This window comes from Curtobacterium sp. PhB191, from assembly GCF_004346515.1.
GTDB lineage: Bacteria > Actinomycetota > Actinomycetes > Actinomycetales > Microbacteriaceae > Curtobacterium.
On record NZ_SMBV01000010.1, the window covers coordinates 26,583 to 41,821 of the forward strand.

The following is a 15,239-nucleotide window of genomic DNA, read 5'->3' on the forward strand; positions in this document are numbered from 1 at the left end:
TACCCGACCATTTCTGCTCACGAAGTCGCGTCGGCAGGCGCCGCGTGCTGCACGATCCAGCTGTGCATGACGATCGCAGCCGCCGCCGAGGCGTTGATGCTCCGCGTCGACCCGAACTGCGTGATCTCCAGGTGCCCGGACGCCCCGGCCACCGCTTCGTCGGTGAGCCCGGGGCCCTCCTGGCCGAACAGGAACACGCACCGCTCCGGGATCGCCGCGGTCTCGATGCGATCGGCGCCAGGGGTGTTGTCGATCGCGATCACCGGGCGCTGCTCCTCGGCCATCGCGGCCAGGAACGCCTGCACGTCGGGGTGGTACCGGACGTGCTGGTACCGGTCGGTCACCATCGCGCCGCGCTTGTTCCAGCGCCGCCGCCCGATGATGTGCACCGTGCCGGCCAGGAACGCGTTGGCGCTCCGCACGATCGACCCGATGTTCAGGTCGTGCTGCCAGTTCTCGATCGCCACGTCGAACGCGTGCCGGCGGGTGTCGAGCTCGGCGACGATGGCGTCCATCGACCAGTACCGGAAGTGGTCGAGCACGTTCCGCGAGTCCCCCGCTGCCAGCAGCTCCGGGTCGAGCCGTGGGTCGTCCGGCCAGGGCTCCGGGTGCGGGCCGACGCCGTTCGTCGTCAGTTCGTGCGTCGGGGCGGGCTCGTCGGTCACGCCTCCAGGGTAGAGCCGCGGCGAACCGGGCCGGTCGGCGCGAGTCCCACGACCGTGTTCCAGCCGAACGCCCGCCGCGTCACGGTGTCACTGCGTACCCGGGCGGAGGAAGTCCTCCGGAACGGCACCGGCGTTGGTCGCCGCGAAGATGCGCTTCCGATCACTCGGACGGGTCGGGTCGAACACGACGACGACGGTCGCTCCGAGCACCGGGCCGGTTCCGTCGCGGAACCCTTCGGTCCGGTCGACCCAGCGCTGTTGTCCCTGGAGGTCCGTGAACGTGAAGGTCCAGCGCAGCAGCGTGAAGGAGGCGTCGTGGGCGGTCGAGCCGCTGACCGCGGTGACGATCCCGTCGACCCGGCGTCCCGCACGCAGCAGCTGTTCGAGCCGACCGCGTCGGCCGCCCTGCCCGCGGCGTGCAACCGTCCCGCCGATCAGGGCGACCAGCGCCAGCGCGGTGACCAGTGCGGGGATCCACCACGCAGCGGCGTACCAGATCCAGCCGCCGATGCCCCAGACTTCGTCGCGGCCGAACGCCGGGTCGACGGTGGTCCCGACGCGGTCGACGGGCGCCCACTGCGTCGCGGTCGTCCACCAGAGCCCGGCTGCGGCGCCGACGAGCCAGATGCTCACCGGTCCCACCCCGACGAACTCCGACGCCCGGCCTGCGAAGCGGTGGTTCCACTTCGAGTACATGCCCAGCGTGACGATCGACCCCGTGACCGCGACGGGCATCGCCCACCACGGGTACTCCGGGTCCGGCGTGTCCGAGAACACGCTGTTGACGGTCATGTCCCGGATGGTGCCGAGGACGGACCCGAGCGCGTACCCGGCGACGACGCCGACGGCGAGCAGGAGCGCCGCCCACACGATCGTCAGGACGAGTGCACGGGCGCTGCCCTGCTGCGCGGCGGCCTTCGCACGGAGGGCGGCGGCCGGATCGGTGGTGCTCATGATCGACGTGCGTGGTCGGTCAGTACGAGTACGTCGGATCGGGGGCGTTCGCCGCGAGGACCGCGATCGTCACGAACAGCCCGATGTACAGCAGCGTGACCACCCCACCGACGATGACCGCGGCGAGCGCGAGGCCGCGGCCCCCCTCGGATCGTCTGCGCGCCTGCGACATCGCGACGAGACCGAGGATGAACCCGATCAGCGGTGCGACGAACGCCGCGACGAGCGAGATGATCGCGAGGGTGTTCGTGCGGTGCGGGACGGAACCGTAGGGCTGCGGAACGGAAGACTGTGGGGATTGGTACTGAGTGGACATCGTGAAAGACGGTATCTCACATCTTTTTTTGTTGGGAAGCGTACCGAAATTCAGCGGACGCGCGATTCGATCCCGGCGACGAGGACGTCGAGCCCGAGCGCGAAGCGTGCGTCGTACGAGTGCTCCCCCAGGAGCTCTCCGACGAGCGCGTGCCGCTCGGGGCGTCCGGCCTCGGCGTCGCCCCGCCCGATCTCCACCGAGGTGTGCCCGACCACGAAGTCGTACACGACGAAGAACGCGTACATCGCCTCGGCATCGGCCAGCCCGGCGGAGCGGAGCGCCCCGACGACCTTCGCCACGACGGCGTCGGACTCGGTGGACACCAGGGCCCCGCGCCGGCTGTGCGACTCGAGCACCAGGGGGTGGGTGCGCATCAGGTCGCGGAACGTCGTGGCGAAGGTGCGCACCACGGCGTGCCACTCGTCCGGCCAGACGAAGGTGGCGGTGAACTCGTCGACCGTGCGGCGCACGAGCTCGGCGTGCAGGTCGTCGAGGCCGCCGATGGTCCGGTGCACGGTCATCGGTGCGACGCCGAGCCGCACGCCGAGCGCACGGAACGACAGGCGGTCGAGGCCGTCCTCGTTCGCGATCGCCGTCGCGGCGTCGATCACCTGCTCGCGGCTCAGCACGTTGGGCCGTCCGCGTCGCCGCCGCGGTGTCGCCTCGACCAGATCGGGAGCCGCTTCCAGGTCCGGCACCGCAGCAGGGCGGGGCGTGGCGGTCGGGGATCCGGGTTCGACGAGCACGGCGGGTTCTCCTTGATTCGGTACGTGTCCCGAAAAGCCTAGGGCAAAGCCGAGTGGCGTTCGGTGACTCGACCATCTCGGGTCCGTGGGCGACGCGCAAGAGCCGATCCGCGCCTCCCGGCCCCTTCGAAGGAACCCGGCCGACGGGCCGGCCCGTCGGCCGTGCGCAGTAGGGTGAGCCCATGGCGACCCGCGACGACGTCGAGTGCTGGCTGACCGACATGGACGGCGTGCTCGTCCACGAGAACCAGGCCCTCCCCGGTGCCCCCGAGCTCATCCAGCAGTGGCTCGACGAGGGCACCGAGTTCCTCGTCCTGACGAACAACTCGATCTTCACGCCGCGTGACCTCAGCGCCCGGCTCCGGAGCTCGGGCCTGCACGTCCCCGAGGAGCGCATCTGGACGAGCGCCCTCGCCACCGCCGACTTCTGCAAGTCCCAGATGCCCGGCGGCTCCGCGTTCGTCATCGGCGAGGCCGGCATGACCACCGCCCTGCACGAAGCCGGGTTCATCATGACCGAGACCGCCCCCGACTACGTCGTCGTCGGCGAGACCCGCAACTACTCGTTCGAGGCGATCACCAAGGCCGTCCGCCTGATCCGCGACGGCGCCCGCTTCATCGTCACCAACCCCGACGCCACCGGCCCGTCGGCCGAGGGCGTCCTGCCCGCCACGGGCGCGATCGCCGCGATGATCGAGAAGGCGACCGGCAAGCAGCCGTACGTGGTCGGCAAGCCGAACCCGATGATGTTCCGCTCGGCGATGAACCGCATCGGCGCGCACTCCGAGAACACCGGCATGATCGGCGACCGGATGGACACCGACGTGCAGGCCGGCATCGAGGCGGGGCTGCACACCGTCCTCGTGATGACGGGCATCAGCGACCAGGCCGAGATCGACCGCTACCCGTTCCGTCCGAGCGAGGTCATCTCCGGCGTGCACGAGCTCGTGCGCACCGCCCCCTTCGAGGTCGAGCTGTAGCGATGCGCTGGGACCCGTCGCGGTACGCCGCGTTCGCGGACGACCGTGGGCGTCCGTTCCACGACCTGGTCGCGCAGGTCGCGTGGCCAGCGGACGATGGACGGGAGGCCCCGCGTCGCGTCGTCGACCTGGGCTGCGGTCCCGGGTCCCTCACCGCCACGCTGGCAGCGCGGTGGCCTTCGTCGCCGGTGGTCGGGATCGACAGCTCGGCGGAGATGCTCGCGTCGGCTGCGGCCGACCCCGCTCTGGCGGGCCTGCCGAACCTGTCGTTCGAGCTCGGTGCGATCGAGGACTGGACGCCCGGGCCGACCGACGACGTCGTGGTGACGAACGCGGCGCTGCAGTGGGTGGGGTCGCACGTGGTGCTGCTGCCGCGGTGGCTCGACGCGATGCCGTCCGGATCGTGGTTCGCGATGCAGGTGCCGGGCAACTTCGGGTCCCCGTCGCACGCCCTGATGCGGTCGATCGGGGCGTCCGGGCCGTGGGCCTCGGCGCTCGACGGCGTCCTGCGCGAGGACCCGGTGCTCGACCCCACCGGCTACCTCGGCATCATGCTCGACGCCGGGTTCGCGGCCCGCGCCTGGGAGACGACCTACGCGCAGCTGCTGCCGGGCGAGGACCCGGTGCTCGACTGGGTGCGCGGCACCGGGCTGCGACCGGCACTGGCGGCTCTCGACGCCGCCGACCCCTCCGGTGCGCTGACGGCGGAGTACGTCGAGCGGTACCGGGCGGCGCTGCGCGAGGCGTACCCGGCGAGCGCCCACGGCACCGTGTACCCGTTCCGCCGCGTCTTCGCGGTCGGTCGCAAGCCCTGACGGACGGCGCCACCGGGCGCTGCTGCGGGCGCCGGGCCGGGCGTGGAAGCGCGCCGGGCTCTGGAGCCGGGCGGCTACCGGGCCGGGGTCGGCGCTGCCAGGTCGCCACGGGCCTCCAGGGCGAAGGCCGCCATCGGCGGCACCGAACGCCACCGCTTCGCCAGGCGACGCGGCCGGTCGTCGCGCCACGCGACCATGCCGCCCGCGACGATCCCGAACGCCAGGACGGCGAACGAGAACAGCCCGATCAGGCCGAGCACCACGACGCGACCCGTGTCCGACGGGTCAGCGGTCGCCGAGTACCCGATCGACCCGAAGTCCCAGAACGCGTGCAGCAGCACCGGGACGAGCAGCGAACCGGTCACCCGGCGAGCGACGTACAGCGTGGAACCGAACGACGCCGCGAACACGACCTGGATCATCGTCGGGCCGATCCCGGCCCCGGCGAGGGCGTTGAGCAGGTGCAGCAGCCCGAACAGCACGCACGACAGCGCCCACACGCCGAACTCGGGCACCCGGCGACGCAACCCGACCAGGAGCATGCCCCGGGCCATCAGCTCCTCGAACACCCCGACGAACAGCACCCCGACGGTGAGCAGCAGGAAGTAGTGCGCGGGCAGCGCCGTCCAGTCGATCAGGGGCAGCCGCACCAGGCACACCACGAGCACCAGCCCCGGTGCGAGCGCGGACCAGCGCAGCGGCGTCCGGGTGCGGTCGACGGTCGCGATCCGCCACCACCCGAGCCCGGTGACGACCACGGCGAGCGCGACGGCGGCGATGCCCTCGGGGATCACCAGGGCACGGACGACACTGTCGACGGTCTGGCCGAGTGTCGGGTAGTCGTCGCTCGGCCGTGACCGCCACGCGCTGATCGCCGCGAAGACCACGAGGGGCGCGAGGCCGATGAGCAGCGAGGGCGGGACCGGCCAGCGGCGACGACGGGGTTGGTGCACGTCCCGGTTGTACCAGTGCAGCCGTACGATTGGCGGTATGCGCCTGCCCTCGTTGTCGACCATGGCCGAGGACTACGTCAAGCTCATCTGGAAGGCCGGGGAGCGCGGCGGCACCGGACTGGCCACGCGGGACATCGCGGCGACGCTGAAGGTGTCGGCCTCGACGGTGTCCGGCAACCTCAAGAAGCTCGACCGCGACGGCCTCATCGAGCACACCCCGTACTACGGCGTCGTGCTCACGCCGCTCGGGCAGCAGGTCGCGGTCGCGATGGTCCGGCGGCACCGGCTGATCGAGTCGTTCCTGGTGTCCCGCCTCGGCTACACGTGGGACGAGGTACACACCGAGGCCGAGGCGCTCGAGCACGCGGTGTCGGAGCGGTTCCTCGACCGGGTCGACGCCGATCTCGGGCACCCGACGCACGACCCGCACGGCGACCCGATCCCCGCCGCGGACGGCACCGTGCCCGCCACGCTCGGCACGCTGCTCGGTGCGATCGAGCCCGGTGCGTGCGGCACCGTCGACCGGGTGTCCGACGACGACCCCTCGCTGCTGCGGTACTTCGACGAGCTCGGGGTCGGCCTCGGCACACACCTGCGGGTCGAGCGGGTGCGGGACTACGCCGGCGTCATCGCGGTCTCCCGACGTGGGGCCGACGGCGCCGAGGCGCTCGTCGACCTGCCCGCCGCCGCCGCGACCGCGATCTGGCTGGCTCCCGACGCCGACTGAGCGGGCCCGCCCGCGGGTCGGTCGGCCGGTCGGGCGGTCGGGACACCCCGCTCACGTCCGCCGAGCGGTCACCATCTGTCGCCCGGCAGCCCCGCAACCGACGGTTCACGACCACTCGGCACCCAGGGCACGGGGCGTCGCGACCGCACCGCGGCCCGCGAACGCGCGTGGTGTCGGACGGGAGGCCCGGTGCGCGGCCGCCACGCGCCTCCCGTCCGTCGCCCCCACTGGTCACGACACCCCGCTCACGTCCGCCGAGCGGTCAGGGACCGCCGTCCGACAGCCCCGCGACCGACGGTTCACGACCACTCGGCGCCCAGGGCACGGGGTTTCGTGACCGCGCGACGCGCCCGCCCCACCACCGCGACGACGACGGTTCTCGACCACTCGACGCGCCCAGCCGGGCGCGCCCACCGGCCCTAGCCCTTCACGGACCGGGTGCGGCCGAGCGCCACCTCGCGCCGAGCCCGTTCGAGGGCGAGCGCGGACGCAGCGTCCGGGTCGTGCAACAGCCGCTCCGTGTCGGCGACGTGGTCCCGCACGGCGTCGGAGCCCCGGGCTGCAGCCGCTGCGAGCACCGGCGCCACCGTCTCCTCGCCCAACCCGACCAGTGCCCGCGACAGGCTGAGCCGCCGTTCGCGCGGACCGACCCCGAGCTGCACCGCCAACGTCCGGGCCAGCTCGCCCCGCTCGTCGTCGGGCACGAGTGCGACGGCGGTCCGCCAGGCGGCGCGGAGCACTTCGTCGTGGTGGTCCGCGAGCAACGGGCGCACCGACGGCCAAGCCGACGGGTCGCCGACCTTCGACAGGGTGTGCAACGCCTGGCTACGGGCCTGCGGCTCGGAACGGGTGAGCGACGGGACCACCCGCGTGACGACGTCGGCCGACGGGTGCCGGGTCAGCGCCCAGGTGAGCATGTCGCGGACGAAGAAGTCCGGCTCGACGGCGCACTGCTCGACGAGCACGTCGAGATCGGCGGCGTCCGGGGTGGTCCCGGCGGCCATCACGGCCTGCAGCCGCACCGAGGAACGGGGGTCGGCGAGGGCATCGGTGAGTGCGGTCATGGGTCCATGCAACCCGCTGCCACCGGGGCCGTGTCAAGCCTCGGGGCATAGCGTCGGCCGAGGAGCGGTTCGCATCGAGGACCGCTCGCCCGACCACGAAAGGACCCCCGTATGCCCCGCATCGGTACCAGCGACCTCCACGTGTTCCCCCTCGCCCTCGGCGGCAACGTCTTCGGGTGGACGTCGGACGAGTCGACCTCCCACCAGGTCCTCGACGCCTACACCGCGGCGGGCGGCGACTTCATCGACACCGCCGACGTGTACTCCGCGTGGGCCCCCGGCAACGAGGGCGGCGAGTCCGAGCGGGTCATCGGTTCGTGGCTCGCGGCCTCGGGCAAGCGCGACGACGTCGTCATCGCCACGAAGGGCTCGCAGCACCCGCAGTTCCAGGGCCTCGGCGCGGACACCGTCGCCGCTGCGGCCCGTGCCAGCCTGCAGCGCCTCGGCACCGACCGGATCGACCTGTACTACGCGCACTTCGACGACCAGTCGACCCCGCTCGAGGAGACCGTCCGCGCCTTCGACCAGCTCGTCACGGACGGCATCGTCCGCTACACCGCGATCTCGAACTACTCGAAGGACCGCGCCGAGGAGTGGATCCGCATCGCGACCGAGAACGGCCTCGCGCAGCCGGTCGCGATCCAGCCGCACTACAACCTCGTCACCCGCGAGCCGTACGAGTCCGAGATCGCCCCACTCGCCCACGCGCACGGCCTGGGCGTCGTGCCGTACTTCGCGCTCGCCGCCGGGTTCCTGACCGGCAAGTACCGCACGAAGGACGACTTCGCGGGCAAGGACCGCGAGGGCCAGGTCTCCGGGTACTTCAACGACGAGGGCCTCGCGGTCGTCGACGCGCTGTCCACCATCGCCGAGGCCCGCGGCACCGAGCTCGCGACCGTCGCCCTGGCCTGGCTGCAGGCGCAGCCCGACGTCGTCGCGCCGATCGCGAGCGCCCGGAACACCGAGCAGCTGCCCGCGCTGCTCGCCTCGGCCGAGCTCGAGCTCAGCGCCGACGAGCTGCAGACCCTGTCCGACGTGTCGGCGAAGGTCCCCGCGGCCGCCTGACCCGGCGACCACCGACCGCGGCCTGGCTCGCGCGCCACGGATGCGTGTGCATGTTCCGACGATCCACCAGACGATCAACTCGTGGAACGTCGCTCATTGCACACGCATCCGATGCGTGCGCATGTGCCGACAGAACACGCGTCGATCACGTCGTGGATCGTCGGAGGATGCGCCCGCACGCACCCCGTCCAGCCGGCCGCAGCCGCCCTACGCCCCCGGCGCCAACGACGCCGTGAGCTCCTGCCCCGACGACCGCGTCACGAAGCACGAGATGAACCGGTCGCCCTGGTCCCACGTCGCCTGGTCCGGCGCGTACGACCCCTGCACCTGCACGTCCCCGACGGCCGCAGCCGCCGAAGCGTTCAGGGCCGCGTCCGACTGGCACTGGTCGGCCGCCTGCGTCGCGAGGGCCTCGCCCCCCGGGTACGCATCCCCGTCGACGGCGATCCGTGCGGTGAGCTGCCCGATGTGCGGCGTCGCGCAGTCGACCACCGTGAAGCTCTGCGCCCAGGCGTTGGTGAACGGCGACAGGCACTCCCCGCCGGCCAGGTCGGTCCAGGCGTGCTCGCCCGGCAGCGCGGGCGTGGTGGCGAACTGGAGCGTCGCAGCCGGAGCAGCGGCCTCGTCCGAGGGAGCGGCAGACGCCGCAGTCGAAGGAGTCGCCGGAGCCGATGACGCTGCCGCCGGGGACTTCGTCGGCGCGATCTCCTGGTCGGAGATGTTGTTGCCGAGGATCCACTTCGACAGCAGGAACACCAGGACGATGAGCACGACGATCAGGGCGATCGAGCCGTAGACGAGCAGCTGCTTGCCGCGCTTGCCCTCGCTCCGCAGGCGCGCAGCACCCTGGTTGATGAAGTTGTCGCGCTCGACCGGCGGGCTGGATGACACGGGCGCAGGCGACGACGCCCCGGCACCCGCACCGGCACCGGCAGCAGCCGACGGCACCGCGGCCGCCGGCATCATCCGCGTCCCGGTGTCCTCCGGGTCGTAGCCCGTGCCGCCGAGCTGCCCGACGGCCTCGGTGCCGAACAGGTCCTTGATCGCACTCGTGTCGCTGGTCTCGCGGCCGTCCCACTCGGACTGGTCCAGCTCGTCCGGCGCCGCGGCCGGCAACGCCGTGGGCTGCGCCCCCGTGTCGTCCCGGCGCAAACCGAGCACGGCGTCGAGGTCCTGGCCCACCGCGGGCGGCAGGTGCGCCGGGTAGGCGGGCGACGCAGCGGGTTCGACGAGGGGCGGCGCAGCGGTCGGCGGCACGGTCGCGTCGGGTTCGGACCACCAGGGCGTCCCGGCGACCGGCAGTGCGGTGGTCGCGGCGTCCGGGAGGCCCGTGGCCGCGTCCGCCCCGTCACCCTCGGCAGCGGAGCGGGTCGCGTCCGGGGCCTCGGTCGGCTCCGCGGGAGCCACCGGCCCGGCATCGGGAACCGCCGTCGGCACAGCAGCAGGCGGCACGGCAGCAGCAGCAGTCGGCACGGCCGGGGGCACCGGGAACGTCCGAAGCGCCTGCGGCACCCCGTCGACCGGGGTGTCGACCTCGCCGGAGACGACCTCGGCATCGGCATCGGTCTCGTCCGCCAACGACCACGAGCCGCCGCCACCGAACGCCGTCGTGTCGAACGAGTCGCCGGTCAGGGTCGTCGGGACCTCGCCGGTCTCGTCGTCGCGGATGGCCCAGTCGAACGGCCGGTCCGGTCCGGCGCCCTGCGTGGGCACGGACCCCATGCCGGCGATCCGGAGCAGGTCGGTGAAGCTCGGCGGCTCCTCGGACGGGGGCAGCACGTTCTCGACGCCGAGCGGCTGGTGCGCCACGGGTCCGGCGGGCGGGACGGGTGCGCCGGAGCCGGTCGCACGGCCGAGCCAGTCGACGTCGGCACGGCCCTCGCCGAACGGGTCGACGCGGCGACGTTCGTCCTCGATGGCCTGCGACGCCGCGGCGCGCTCGTCGCGGTGGGTCTGCGCGGTCGGGAGCACGATTGACGAGGGGTGCGGCGCGGTGGGGTTCGGCGGCACGACGGCGGCCGGCGGGATGCGGTCGTGCAGGGTGGAGCGCTCGTGCTCGGCGGCGGCGTCCGGGCTCTCGGACGGCGCCGACAGCTGCTCGGGCATCGAGATGGCCTGCGTCGCGCCGTCGTCCAGCACCGGAGCAGCAGGCGCGGTGGGTGCCCCGGGCGTCGGCGCCTCGGGGGCCGAGGCCTCGGGTGCCGACGCCTCGAACGGCTCCGGCAGCGGTGCGCCCGTCTCGCGCGCGGTGCGCTCGGCCTCGCGGCGCTCCCGTCGCGAGGGCCAGTCCTCCTCGCCCCGCGGGGCGCCGAAGATGTCCGCGGCGCTGCGGAGACCGTGGAACGGAGCGTCCGGGTCGGACGCGCGCCGGGCCTCCTGGCCGTCCACCCCGTCGGCACCGTCGGCCGCCGCTGCGGGGCCGGCCGTGTCCTCGGGGTCGCGCGCGTCGTCCGGACGCTCCCCGCTCACGCGGTCAGCCCCAGATCAGCCAACCCGATGGCCGCGAAGTAGGGGTACCCGGCTGCCTCGATGGTCTCCTTGGCGCCGGTGTCGCGGTCGACGACGACCGCGACGGCGGCGATGATCGCGCCCTCACGCTCGAGCGCTTCGGCCGCCTTGAGCGGCGAGCCGCCCGTGGTGGAGGTGTCCTCGAGCACGACGACGCGCTTGCCCTTGAGGTCCGGGCCCTCGACCTGCTTGCCGCGGCCGTGGTCCTTGGGCTCCTTGCGGACGACGAAGGCGTCGTAGGTCAGGCCCTGTGCGGCAGCCTGGTGCAGCACGGCGCTGGCGATGGGGTCTGCGCCCATGGTGAGTCCGCCGACGGCCGAGACGTCCGGCACCTGCTGCACGAGCTCGGCCATGACCTGGCCGATCAGCGGCGCGACCCGGTGGTCCAGGCTGACCTTCCGCAGGTCGATGTAGTACGTCGCCTTCTTCCCGCTGGTCAGGGTGAAGTCGCCGTGGAACACCGCTTCGGAGGAGATGTACTGGATCAACTGTTCGCGCGCGTCGGTCACAGCGCACAAGGGTAGCCGGTCGGACTCACAGCGCGCTCCCCCGTCCTGTGGGGTCGTCCCGAGCAGCCCTCGGTACGCTCCGGGACATGCCCCGAGCACCGCGTCGCTCCGCCGTGGCGCCGGCTCCGTCCGGCGGCCGTCGGTCCGGCGGTGTGGCCGGGGCGATCGGACGGGAGGCACTGGGCGCCCTGGTCGCGCTGGCTCTGTCCGTCATCGCCCTCCGCCACGTCGTCGCCACGGAACGGGTCGCCTTGCTCTGGTACGACGGCGACTCGGTGCTGCTGCCCCTGGTGCACCGGTCGATGCAGCTCGGGCAGCCGTTCGAGTGGGCGATGTCCCCGGCGCTGTTCTTCTTCCCCGAGTTGCCGGTCTACCTGCTCTGCGCCCTCGTCACGGGTACCCCGCAGCAGGCCCTGGCGCTGAACGGGGTGCTCGTCCTGCTGGCCGTGTACGCGCTGGTGCGGGCTGCCGCGAACGAGCTCATGCCGTCGGCCGGACGAGCGGCCCGCATCACGGTGTCGGCGGTGAGCGTGGCGTTCGTGACCCTGCTGGTGCTGACGGAGTCGTCCGGCACCGCGACGTCGCTCGAGCTGGCGTCCCTGCTGCTGACCACGACGTACTACTACGGCGTGGTGCTGGCGATGCTCGGCACCGCGGTGCTCGTGCTCCGCGCCGTGCGGGTCGGGCGGGCGTCGGTCGTCGTGCTCGTGGTGCTCGGGCTGGTGGCGCTCTGCACGACCGCGTCCAACCCGCTGTACGTGCCGTGGTCCGCCGCACCCGTGGTGGTCACGCTCGTGCTGCTGGCGGCGGTGCGCCGTGTGCCGTGGCGTCCCGCGCTGCTGCTGTCCGGCACCGTGACGGCCGGGTCACTGCTCGGGTACCTGGTGCGGATCCCGCTGCAGCCCTTCGTGTCGCTCGACCCGTCCACCTACGTCCGGCCGTCGCGCGCGGTGGAGACCCTGCAGTTCTTCGCGGCGCTGACCGACGTGCGAGCCGGCACGGCGGCGGGCGACGCCGGGCTGTTCCTGATGTTCGTCGGGGTGCTCGTCACCGTCGGCGGCACGGTGTGGGCCTGGCGGGTCCGGACCGCGCGCACCGTGCTCGTCGCGACCGCGTTGCCCCTGGTGACCGTGGTCGCGGCGTCGATCGGGGTCGTCCTCGTCGGGTCGGAGACCCCGCGGTACCTCGAGCCCGTCGTGACCGCCCCGCTGCTGGCCCTCGTCGCGGTGGCCGAGCTCACCCGCACCGCGGTCCGCCGCACCCGCGTGCACCGGCCGTTCCGCGGGGTCCGCGCCACCGTCGCGATCGCCGCCGTCGCCGTCCTCGCCGCCGGGGTCGCCACCGCACCGAGCACCGCGCACGCCGTCGCCACCGCCCGGTACACGCCGTCGTCCTGCCTGGACCGCTGGGCCGACGGACGATCGGTCACCGGGGTCGGCCAGTTCTGGACGGTGCGGCCCCTCGCCACGTACTCCGCGACGAACGTGCAGCTGCTGCAGGTCCGCGACACCTTCGACACGTACCCGTGGCTCGTCGACCTCGGGGCCTACCGGGACGCCGACCCGACCTTCGTGGTGGTCGGGTCGCACGACCTGTGGACCACCGCGGTCGAGGACTCCCTCGGTGCCCCGGCGACGATCACGCACTGCACGGGGTTCGACGTCTACGACTACGCGGGGACCTCCGGCGCGGACGTCCTCCGGCGCGACGTGGTCGGCAGTGCGGACGAGATCCGGCAGGAGCGCGGGTTCTAGGAGTTGTCCACAGCGGCGCGTCGGCGTCCGATCTTCTCTGTACGGATGTATAGGCTCGTGGTCGATGTCTCGCCCCACCAGCCACCGCACCCCTCGTGCCTCCGTGCGCCTCCGCCTCGCCGTCACCGGACTGGCACTCGCGGGCCTCGTCGGCACGGTCGTCGTCGATGCGCCCACAGCCCAGGCGGTGACCTACCCCACGTGGGACGAGGTCAAGAACGCCCGTGGCAAGGAATCTGCGAAGCAGGGCCAGATCACCGAGATCAAGGGCATCATCAGCGACCTCGACGCCAAGGTCGAGGCCGCACAGGCGAAGGCGAAGGAGCTCGGCGACGTCTTCTACGAGGCACAGAACGTCTCGCAGAAGAAGGCGGAAGAAGAGCAGAAGCTCCGCGCGAAGGCGGACGAACACGCGAAGGTCGCCGAGCAGAGCGCCGCGCAGGCCGGCCAGTTCGCCGCGCAGATGGCCCGCTCGGGCGGTGCCGACGTCACGACCTCGGTGCTCACCAAGGGTGACGACGCGCGCGACCTGCTCTACGACCTCGGCGCATTGAGCAAGCTGTCCGAACAGGCCGAACGGGTGCAGGCCGCCGCGGCCGTCGACGCCGGCGTCACCCGGTCGCTCGAGGCCCAAGCCGACCGCGCTGCTGGGGAGCTCGAGCGGCTCGCCGCGAAGGCCGAGGCCCGCATGCAAGAGGCACAGGCCGCCTCCGACGCCGTGCAGACCGCGTACGACGAACAGCAGTCGAACAAGGCCCGGCTCGACGCCCAGCTCGCGACCCTGGTCTCCGGCCGTGTCCGGACCGAGGCCGAGTTCGCCAAGGGTGAGCGCGTCCGCAAGGCAGCTGAGGCGAAGGCCGCGCGCGAGGCCGAAGCCCGTGCCGCCCGAGAACTGGCCGCGGCGGCAGCGGCAGCGAACGCCGGCGGCGGATCGTCCGGCGGCGGTGGCGGCTCCGGCAGCAGCGGCTCGGGCAGTGGCGGCTCCGCCGGCTCGGGTGGCGGTCAGGGCTGGGTCCGTCCGGCCAGCGGCTACGTCATCAGCCCGTACGGCTACCGCGTGCACCCGATCTACGGCACCGTCATCAAGCACGACGGCACCGACCTGGCCAGCGGCTGCTCGACGCCCATCGTCGCCGCATCGGCCGGCACCGTCGACTACGTCGGCTGGTACGGCGGCTACGGCAACTACGTGCGCATCAACCACGGCAACGGGGTCCAGACGGCCTACGGCCACATCGTCAACGGCGGCTTCCGGGTCGGTATCGGCCAGCAGGTCTCCGCGGGGCAGCTCATCGCGCTCGTCGGCTCGACCGGCCAGTCCACCGGGTGCCACAGCCACATCGAGGTGCACATCAACGGCGCCACGACCGACCCGGTGCCGTTCATGTCCGCGCGGGGCGTCGCCTTCTAGTCCCCGAGGTCGTCCACGTCGGCGTTCCACAGCGCCCGGTACCACGCCGTCCGCTCCGGATCCTCGGGCACCCCGTACGCCTCGTGGAACAGCGACTCCCATCCGGGCCCGTAGTTCCACCCGAGCGCCATCGTCGCCACCCCCAGGTCCGCCCAGCGGTCGGCGACACCCGTGGCGTCCAGGTCGACGTGCCCGCTCCACCGACCGTCGGCACCGATGAGCGTGTTCGGCGTGCACGGGTCTCCATGGCACACCACCGTCAGGTCGCGGGGAGGCTCCGGCCCGAGACGATCCGTGTCGGCACCCGCCGCGCGGGCCCGGTCGAGCCGCGCCACGGTCGACCACCTGAAGGGGCAGTCGTCCACCGGCAGGGTGTCGTGGAACGCGCGGAGGCCCTCGCCCACCGCGACCACCGCGGTCCGGGGTTCGTCGTGCCACCGCGGGTCGACGGCACTCCACCCGGGGACTGCACGGGTGTGCAGCCACACGCCGTCGTCGTCCGCACCGTGGTCGAGCACCTCGGGCACCCGCACGTACCGTGACGCCCACTCCAGTCGCGCGGCCTCGTTGCCGATCCACCGGCCGTAGGCGTGCGGCAGGACCTTGACGAACTCGTCGGCGTGCTCGTCGGGGCCGATCCGGAACGTCGTGCCGCCGATCTCGTTGTGCCAGACCAGGGCGACCTCGCGGCCCCGGGCGGCCTCCACGACCACCCGCGGCACGGGGACGACGGAGTCCGGCCCCGGCAGCCCGCCGATCGACCGCACCACGA

15 protein-coding genes are annotated in these 15,239 nt (G+C 72.9%); 6 read left to right on the forward strand and 9 right to left on the reverse strand.

All coding sequences use genetic code 11. From position 1 onward, the window contains the following. Positions 1-17: 17 nt before the first annotated feature. From EDF48_RS15710 to EDF48_RS15725, 4 genes are all read right to left on the reverse strand, one after another. Positions 18-665: a TrmH family RNA methyltransferase gene (locus EDF48_RS15710; RefSeq protein WP_123672028.1), complete on the reverse strand. Its 648-nt coding sequence runs from the start codon at positions 663-665 to the stop codon at positions 18-20. A gap of 87 nt (positions 666-752) precedes the next feature. Continuing rightward, complete coding sequence (locus tag EDF48_RS15715) at positions 753-1,619, reverse strand: hypothetical protein (RefSeq protein ID WP_131881173.1); 867 nt, start codon at positions 1,617-1,619, stop codon at positions 753-755. 19 nt (positions 1,620-1,638) lie between these two features. Continuing rightward, complete coding sequence (locus EDF48_RS15720) at positions 1,639-1,935, reverse strand: DUF4190 domain-containing protein (RefSeq protein WP_123937459.1); 297 nt, start codon at positions 1,933-1,935, stop codon at positions 1,639-1,641. Between the two features lie 50 nt (positions 1,936-1,985). Beyond that, on the reverse strand, positions 1,986-2,681 hold the full coding sequence (locus EDF48_RS15725) for a TetR/AcrR family transcriptional regulator C-terminal domain-containing protein (RefSeq protein ID WP_131881175.1): 696 nt from the start codon (positions 2,679-2,681) through the stop codon (positions 1,986-1,988). A 182-nt stretch (positions 2,682-2,863) separates the two neighbouring features. Here EDF48_RS15725 and EDF48_RS15730 point away from each other — a divergent pair, with 182 nt between their 5' ends. Beyond that, complete coding sequence (locus EDF48_RS15730) at positions 2,864-3,661, forward strand: HAD-IIA family hydrolase (RefSeq protein ID WP_111086157.1); 798 nt, start codon at positions 2,864-2,866, stop codon at positions 3,659-3,661. A gap of 2 nt (positions 3,662-3,663) precedes the next feature. Beyond that, positions 3,664-4,476 carry a methyltransferase domain-containing protein gene (locus tag EDF48_RS15735; protein WP_131881178.1) on the forward strand — a complete coding sequence of 271 codons (813 nt, stop codon included), beginning with the start codon at positions 3,664-3,666 and terminating at the stop codon, positions 4,474-4,476. Positions 4,477-4,550: 74 nt separating this feature from the next. On the opposite strand, the gene EDF48_RS15740 is transcribed toward EDF48_RS15735, so the two are convergent. Further along, a complete protein-coding gene (locus EDF48_RS15740) occupies positions 4,551-5,429 on the reverse strand; it encodes a CPBP family intramembrane glutamic endopeptidase (RefSeq protein ID WP_165932422.1) in 879 nt (292 codons plus the stop codon). Positions 5,430-5,466: 37 nt separating this feature from the next. Between EDF48_RS15740 and EDF48_RS15745 the strand changes: the two genes are divergently transcribed. Continuing rightward, positions 5,467-6,156, forward strand: coding sequence for a metal-dependent transcriptional regulator (locus tag EDF48_RS15745; RefSeq protein ID WP_123937455.1), 690 nt, complete (start codon positions 5,467-5,469; stop codon positions 6,154-6,156). A 419-nt stretch (positions 6,157-6,575) separates the two neighbouring features. Here EDF48_RS15745 and EDF48_RS15750 read toward each other — a convergent pair whose 3' ends face one another. Then, complete coding sequence (locus EDF48_RS15750) at positions 6,576-7,220, reverse strand: HEAT repeat domain-containing protein (RefSeq protein ID WP_131881182.1); 645 nt, start codon at positions 7,218-7,220, stop codon at positions 6,576-6,578. A 111-nt stretch (positions 7,221-7,331) separates the two neighbouring features. Here EDF48_RS15750 and EDF48_RS15755 point away from each other — a divergent pair, with 111 nt between their 5' ends. Continuing rightward, positions 7,332-8,285, forward strand: a complete 954-nt coding sequence (locus EDF48_RS15755) for an aldo/keto reductase (RefSeq protein WP_131881184.1) — start codon at positions 7,332-7,334, stop codon at positions 8,283-8,285. 207 nt (positions 8,286-8,492) lie between these two features. Here EDF48_RS15755 and EDF48_RS15760 read toward each other — a convergent pair whose 3' ends face one another. Both EDF48_RS15760 and pyrE read right to left on the reverse strand, forming a co-directional pair. Next, the gene (locus EDF48_RS15760; protein ID WP_131881186.1) at positions 8,493-10,754 is read right to left on the reverse strand and encodes a septum formation family protein; all 2,262 of its coding nucleotides are present in this window, start codon (positions 10,752-10,754) and stop codon (positions 8,493-8,495) included. Beyond that, a complete protein-coding gene (gene pyrE / locus EDF48_RS15765; protein WP_131881189.1) occupies positions 10,751-11,302 on the reverse strand; it encodes an orotate phosphoribosyltransferase in 552 nt (183 codons plus the stop codon). The genes EDF48_RS15760 and pyrE overlap by 4 nt, the downstream gene beginning before the upstream one ends. A gap of 86 nt (positions 11,303-11,388) precedes the next feature. Between pyrE and EDF48_RS15770 the strand changes: the two genes are divergently transcribed. Together EDF48_RS15770 and EDF48_RS15775 are read left to right on the forward strand one after the other, a co-directional pair. Then, a complete protein-coding gene (locus EDF48_RS15770) occupies positions 11,389-13,056 on the forward strand; it encodes a hypothetical protein (protein WP_131881191.1) in 1,668 nt (555 codons plus the stop codon). Between the two features lie 64 nt (positions 13,057-13,120). Beyond that, entirely contained in the window at positions 13,121-14,467 is a 1,347-nt protein-coding gene (locus EDF48_RS15775; RefSeq protein ID WP_123293573.1) for a M23 family metallopeptidase, read from the forward strand. On the opposite strand, the gene EDF48_RS15780 is transcribed toward EDF48_RS15775, so the two are convergent. Beyond that, on the reverse strand, positions 14,464-15,237 hold the full coding sequence (locus tag EDF48_RS15780) for an aminoglycoside 3'-phosphotransferase (RefSeq protein WP_131881193.1): 774 nt from the start codon (positions 15,235-15,237) through the stop codon (positions 14,464-14,466). The two genes, EDF48_RS15775 and EDF48_RS15780, sit on opposite strands and share 4 nt — an antisense overlap. Between the last annotated feature and the right edge of the window lie 2 nt (positions 15,238-15,239).

Coding starts and splice junctions, on each gene's coding strand:
- EDF48_RS15715 (WP_131881173.1), bottom strand. CDS start 1,619: ATGAGCACCACCGATCCGGCCGCCGCCCTCCGTGCGAAGGCCGCCGCG.
- EDF48_RS15720 (WP_123937459.1), bottom strand. CDS start 1,935: ATGTCCACTCAGTACCAATCCCCACAGTCTTCCGTTCCGCAGCCCTAC.
- EDF48_RS15730 (WP_111086157.1), top strand. CDS start 2,864: ATGGCGACCCGCGACGACGTCGAGTGCTGGCTGACCGACATGGACGGC.
- EDF48_RS15735 (WP_131881178.1), top strand. CDS start 3,664: ATGCGCTGGGACCCGTCGCGGTACGCCGCGTTCGCGGACGACCGTGGG.
- EDF48_RS15745 (WP_123937455.1), top strand. CDS start 5,467: ATGCGCCTGCCCTCGTTGTCGACCATGGCCGAGGACTACGTCAAGCTC.
- EDF48_RS15750 (WP_131881182.1), bottom strand. CDS start 7,220: ATGACCGCACTCACCGATGCCCTCGCCGACCCCCGTTCCTCGGTGCGG.
- EDF48_RS15755 (WP_131881184.1), top strand. CDS start 7,332: ATGCCCCGCATCGGTACCAGCGACCTCCACGTGTTCCCCCTCGCCCTC.
- EDF48_RS15770 (WP_131881191.1), top strand. CDS start 11,389: ATGCCCCGAGCACCGCGTCGCTCCGCCGTGGCGCCGGCTCCGTCCGGC.
- EDF48_RS15775 (WP_123293573.1), top strand. CDS start 13,121: ATGTCTCGCCCCACCAGCCACCGCACCCCTCGTGCCTCCGTGCGCCTC.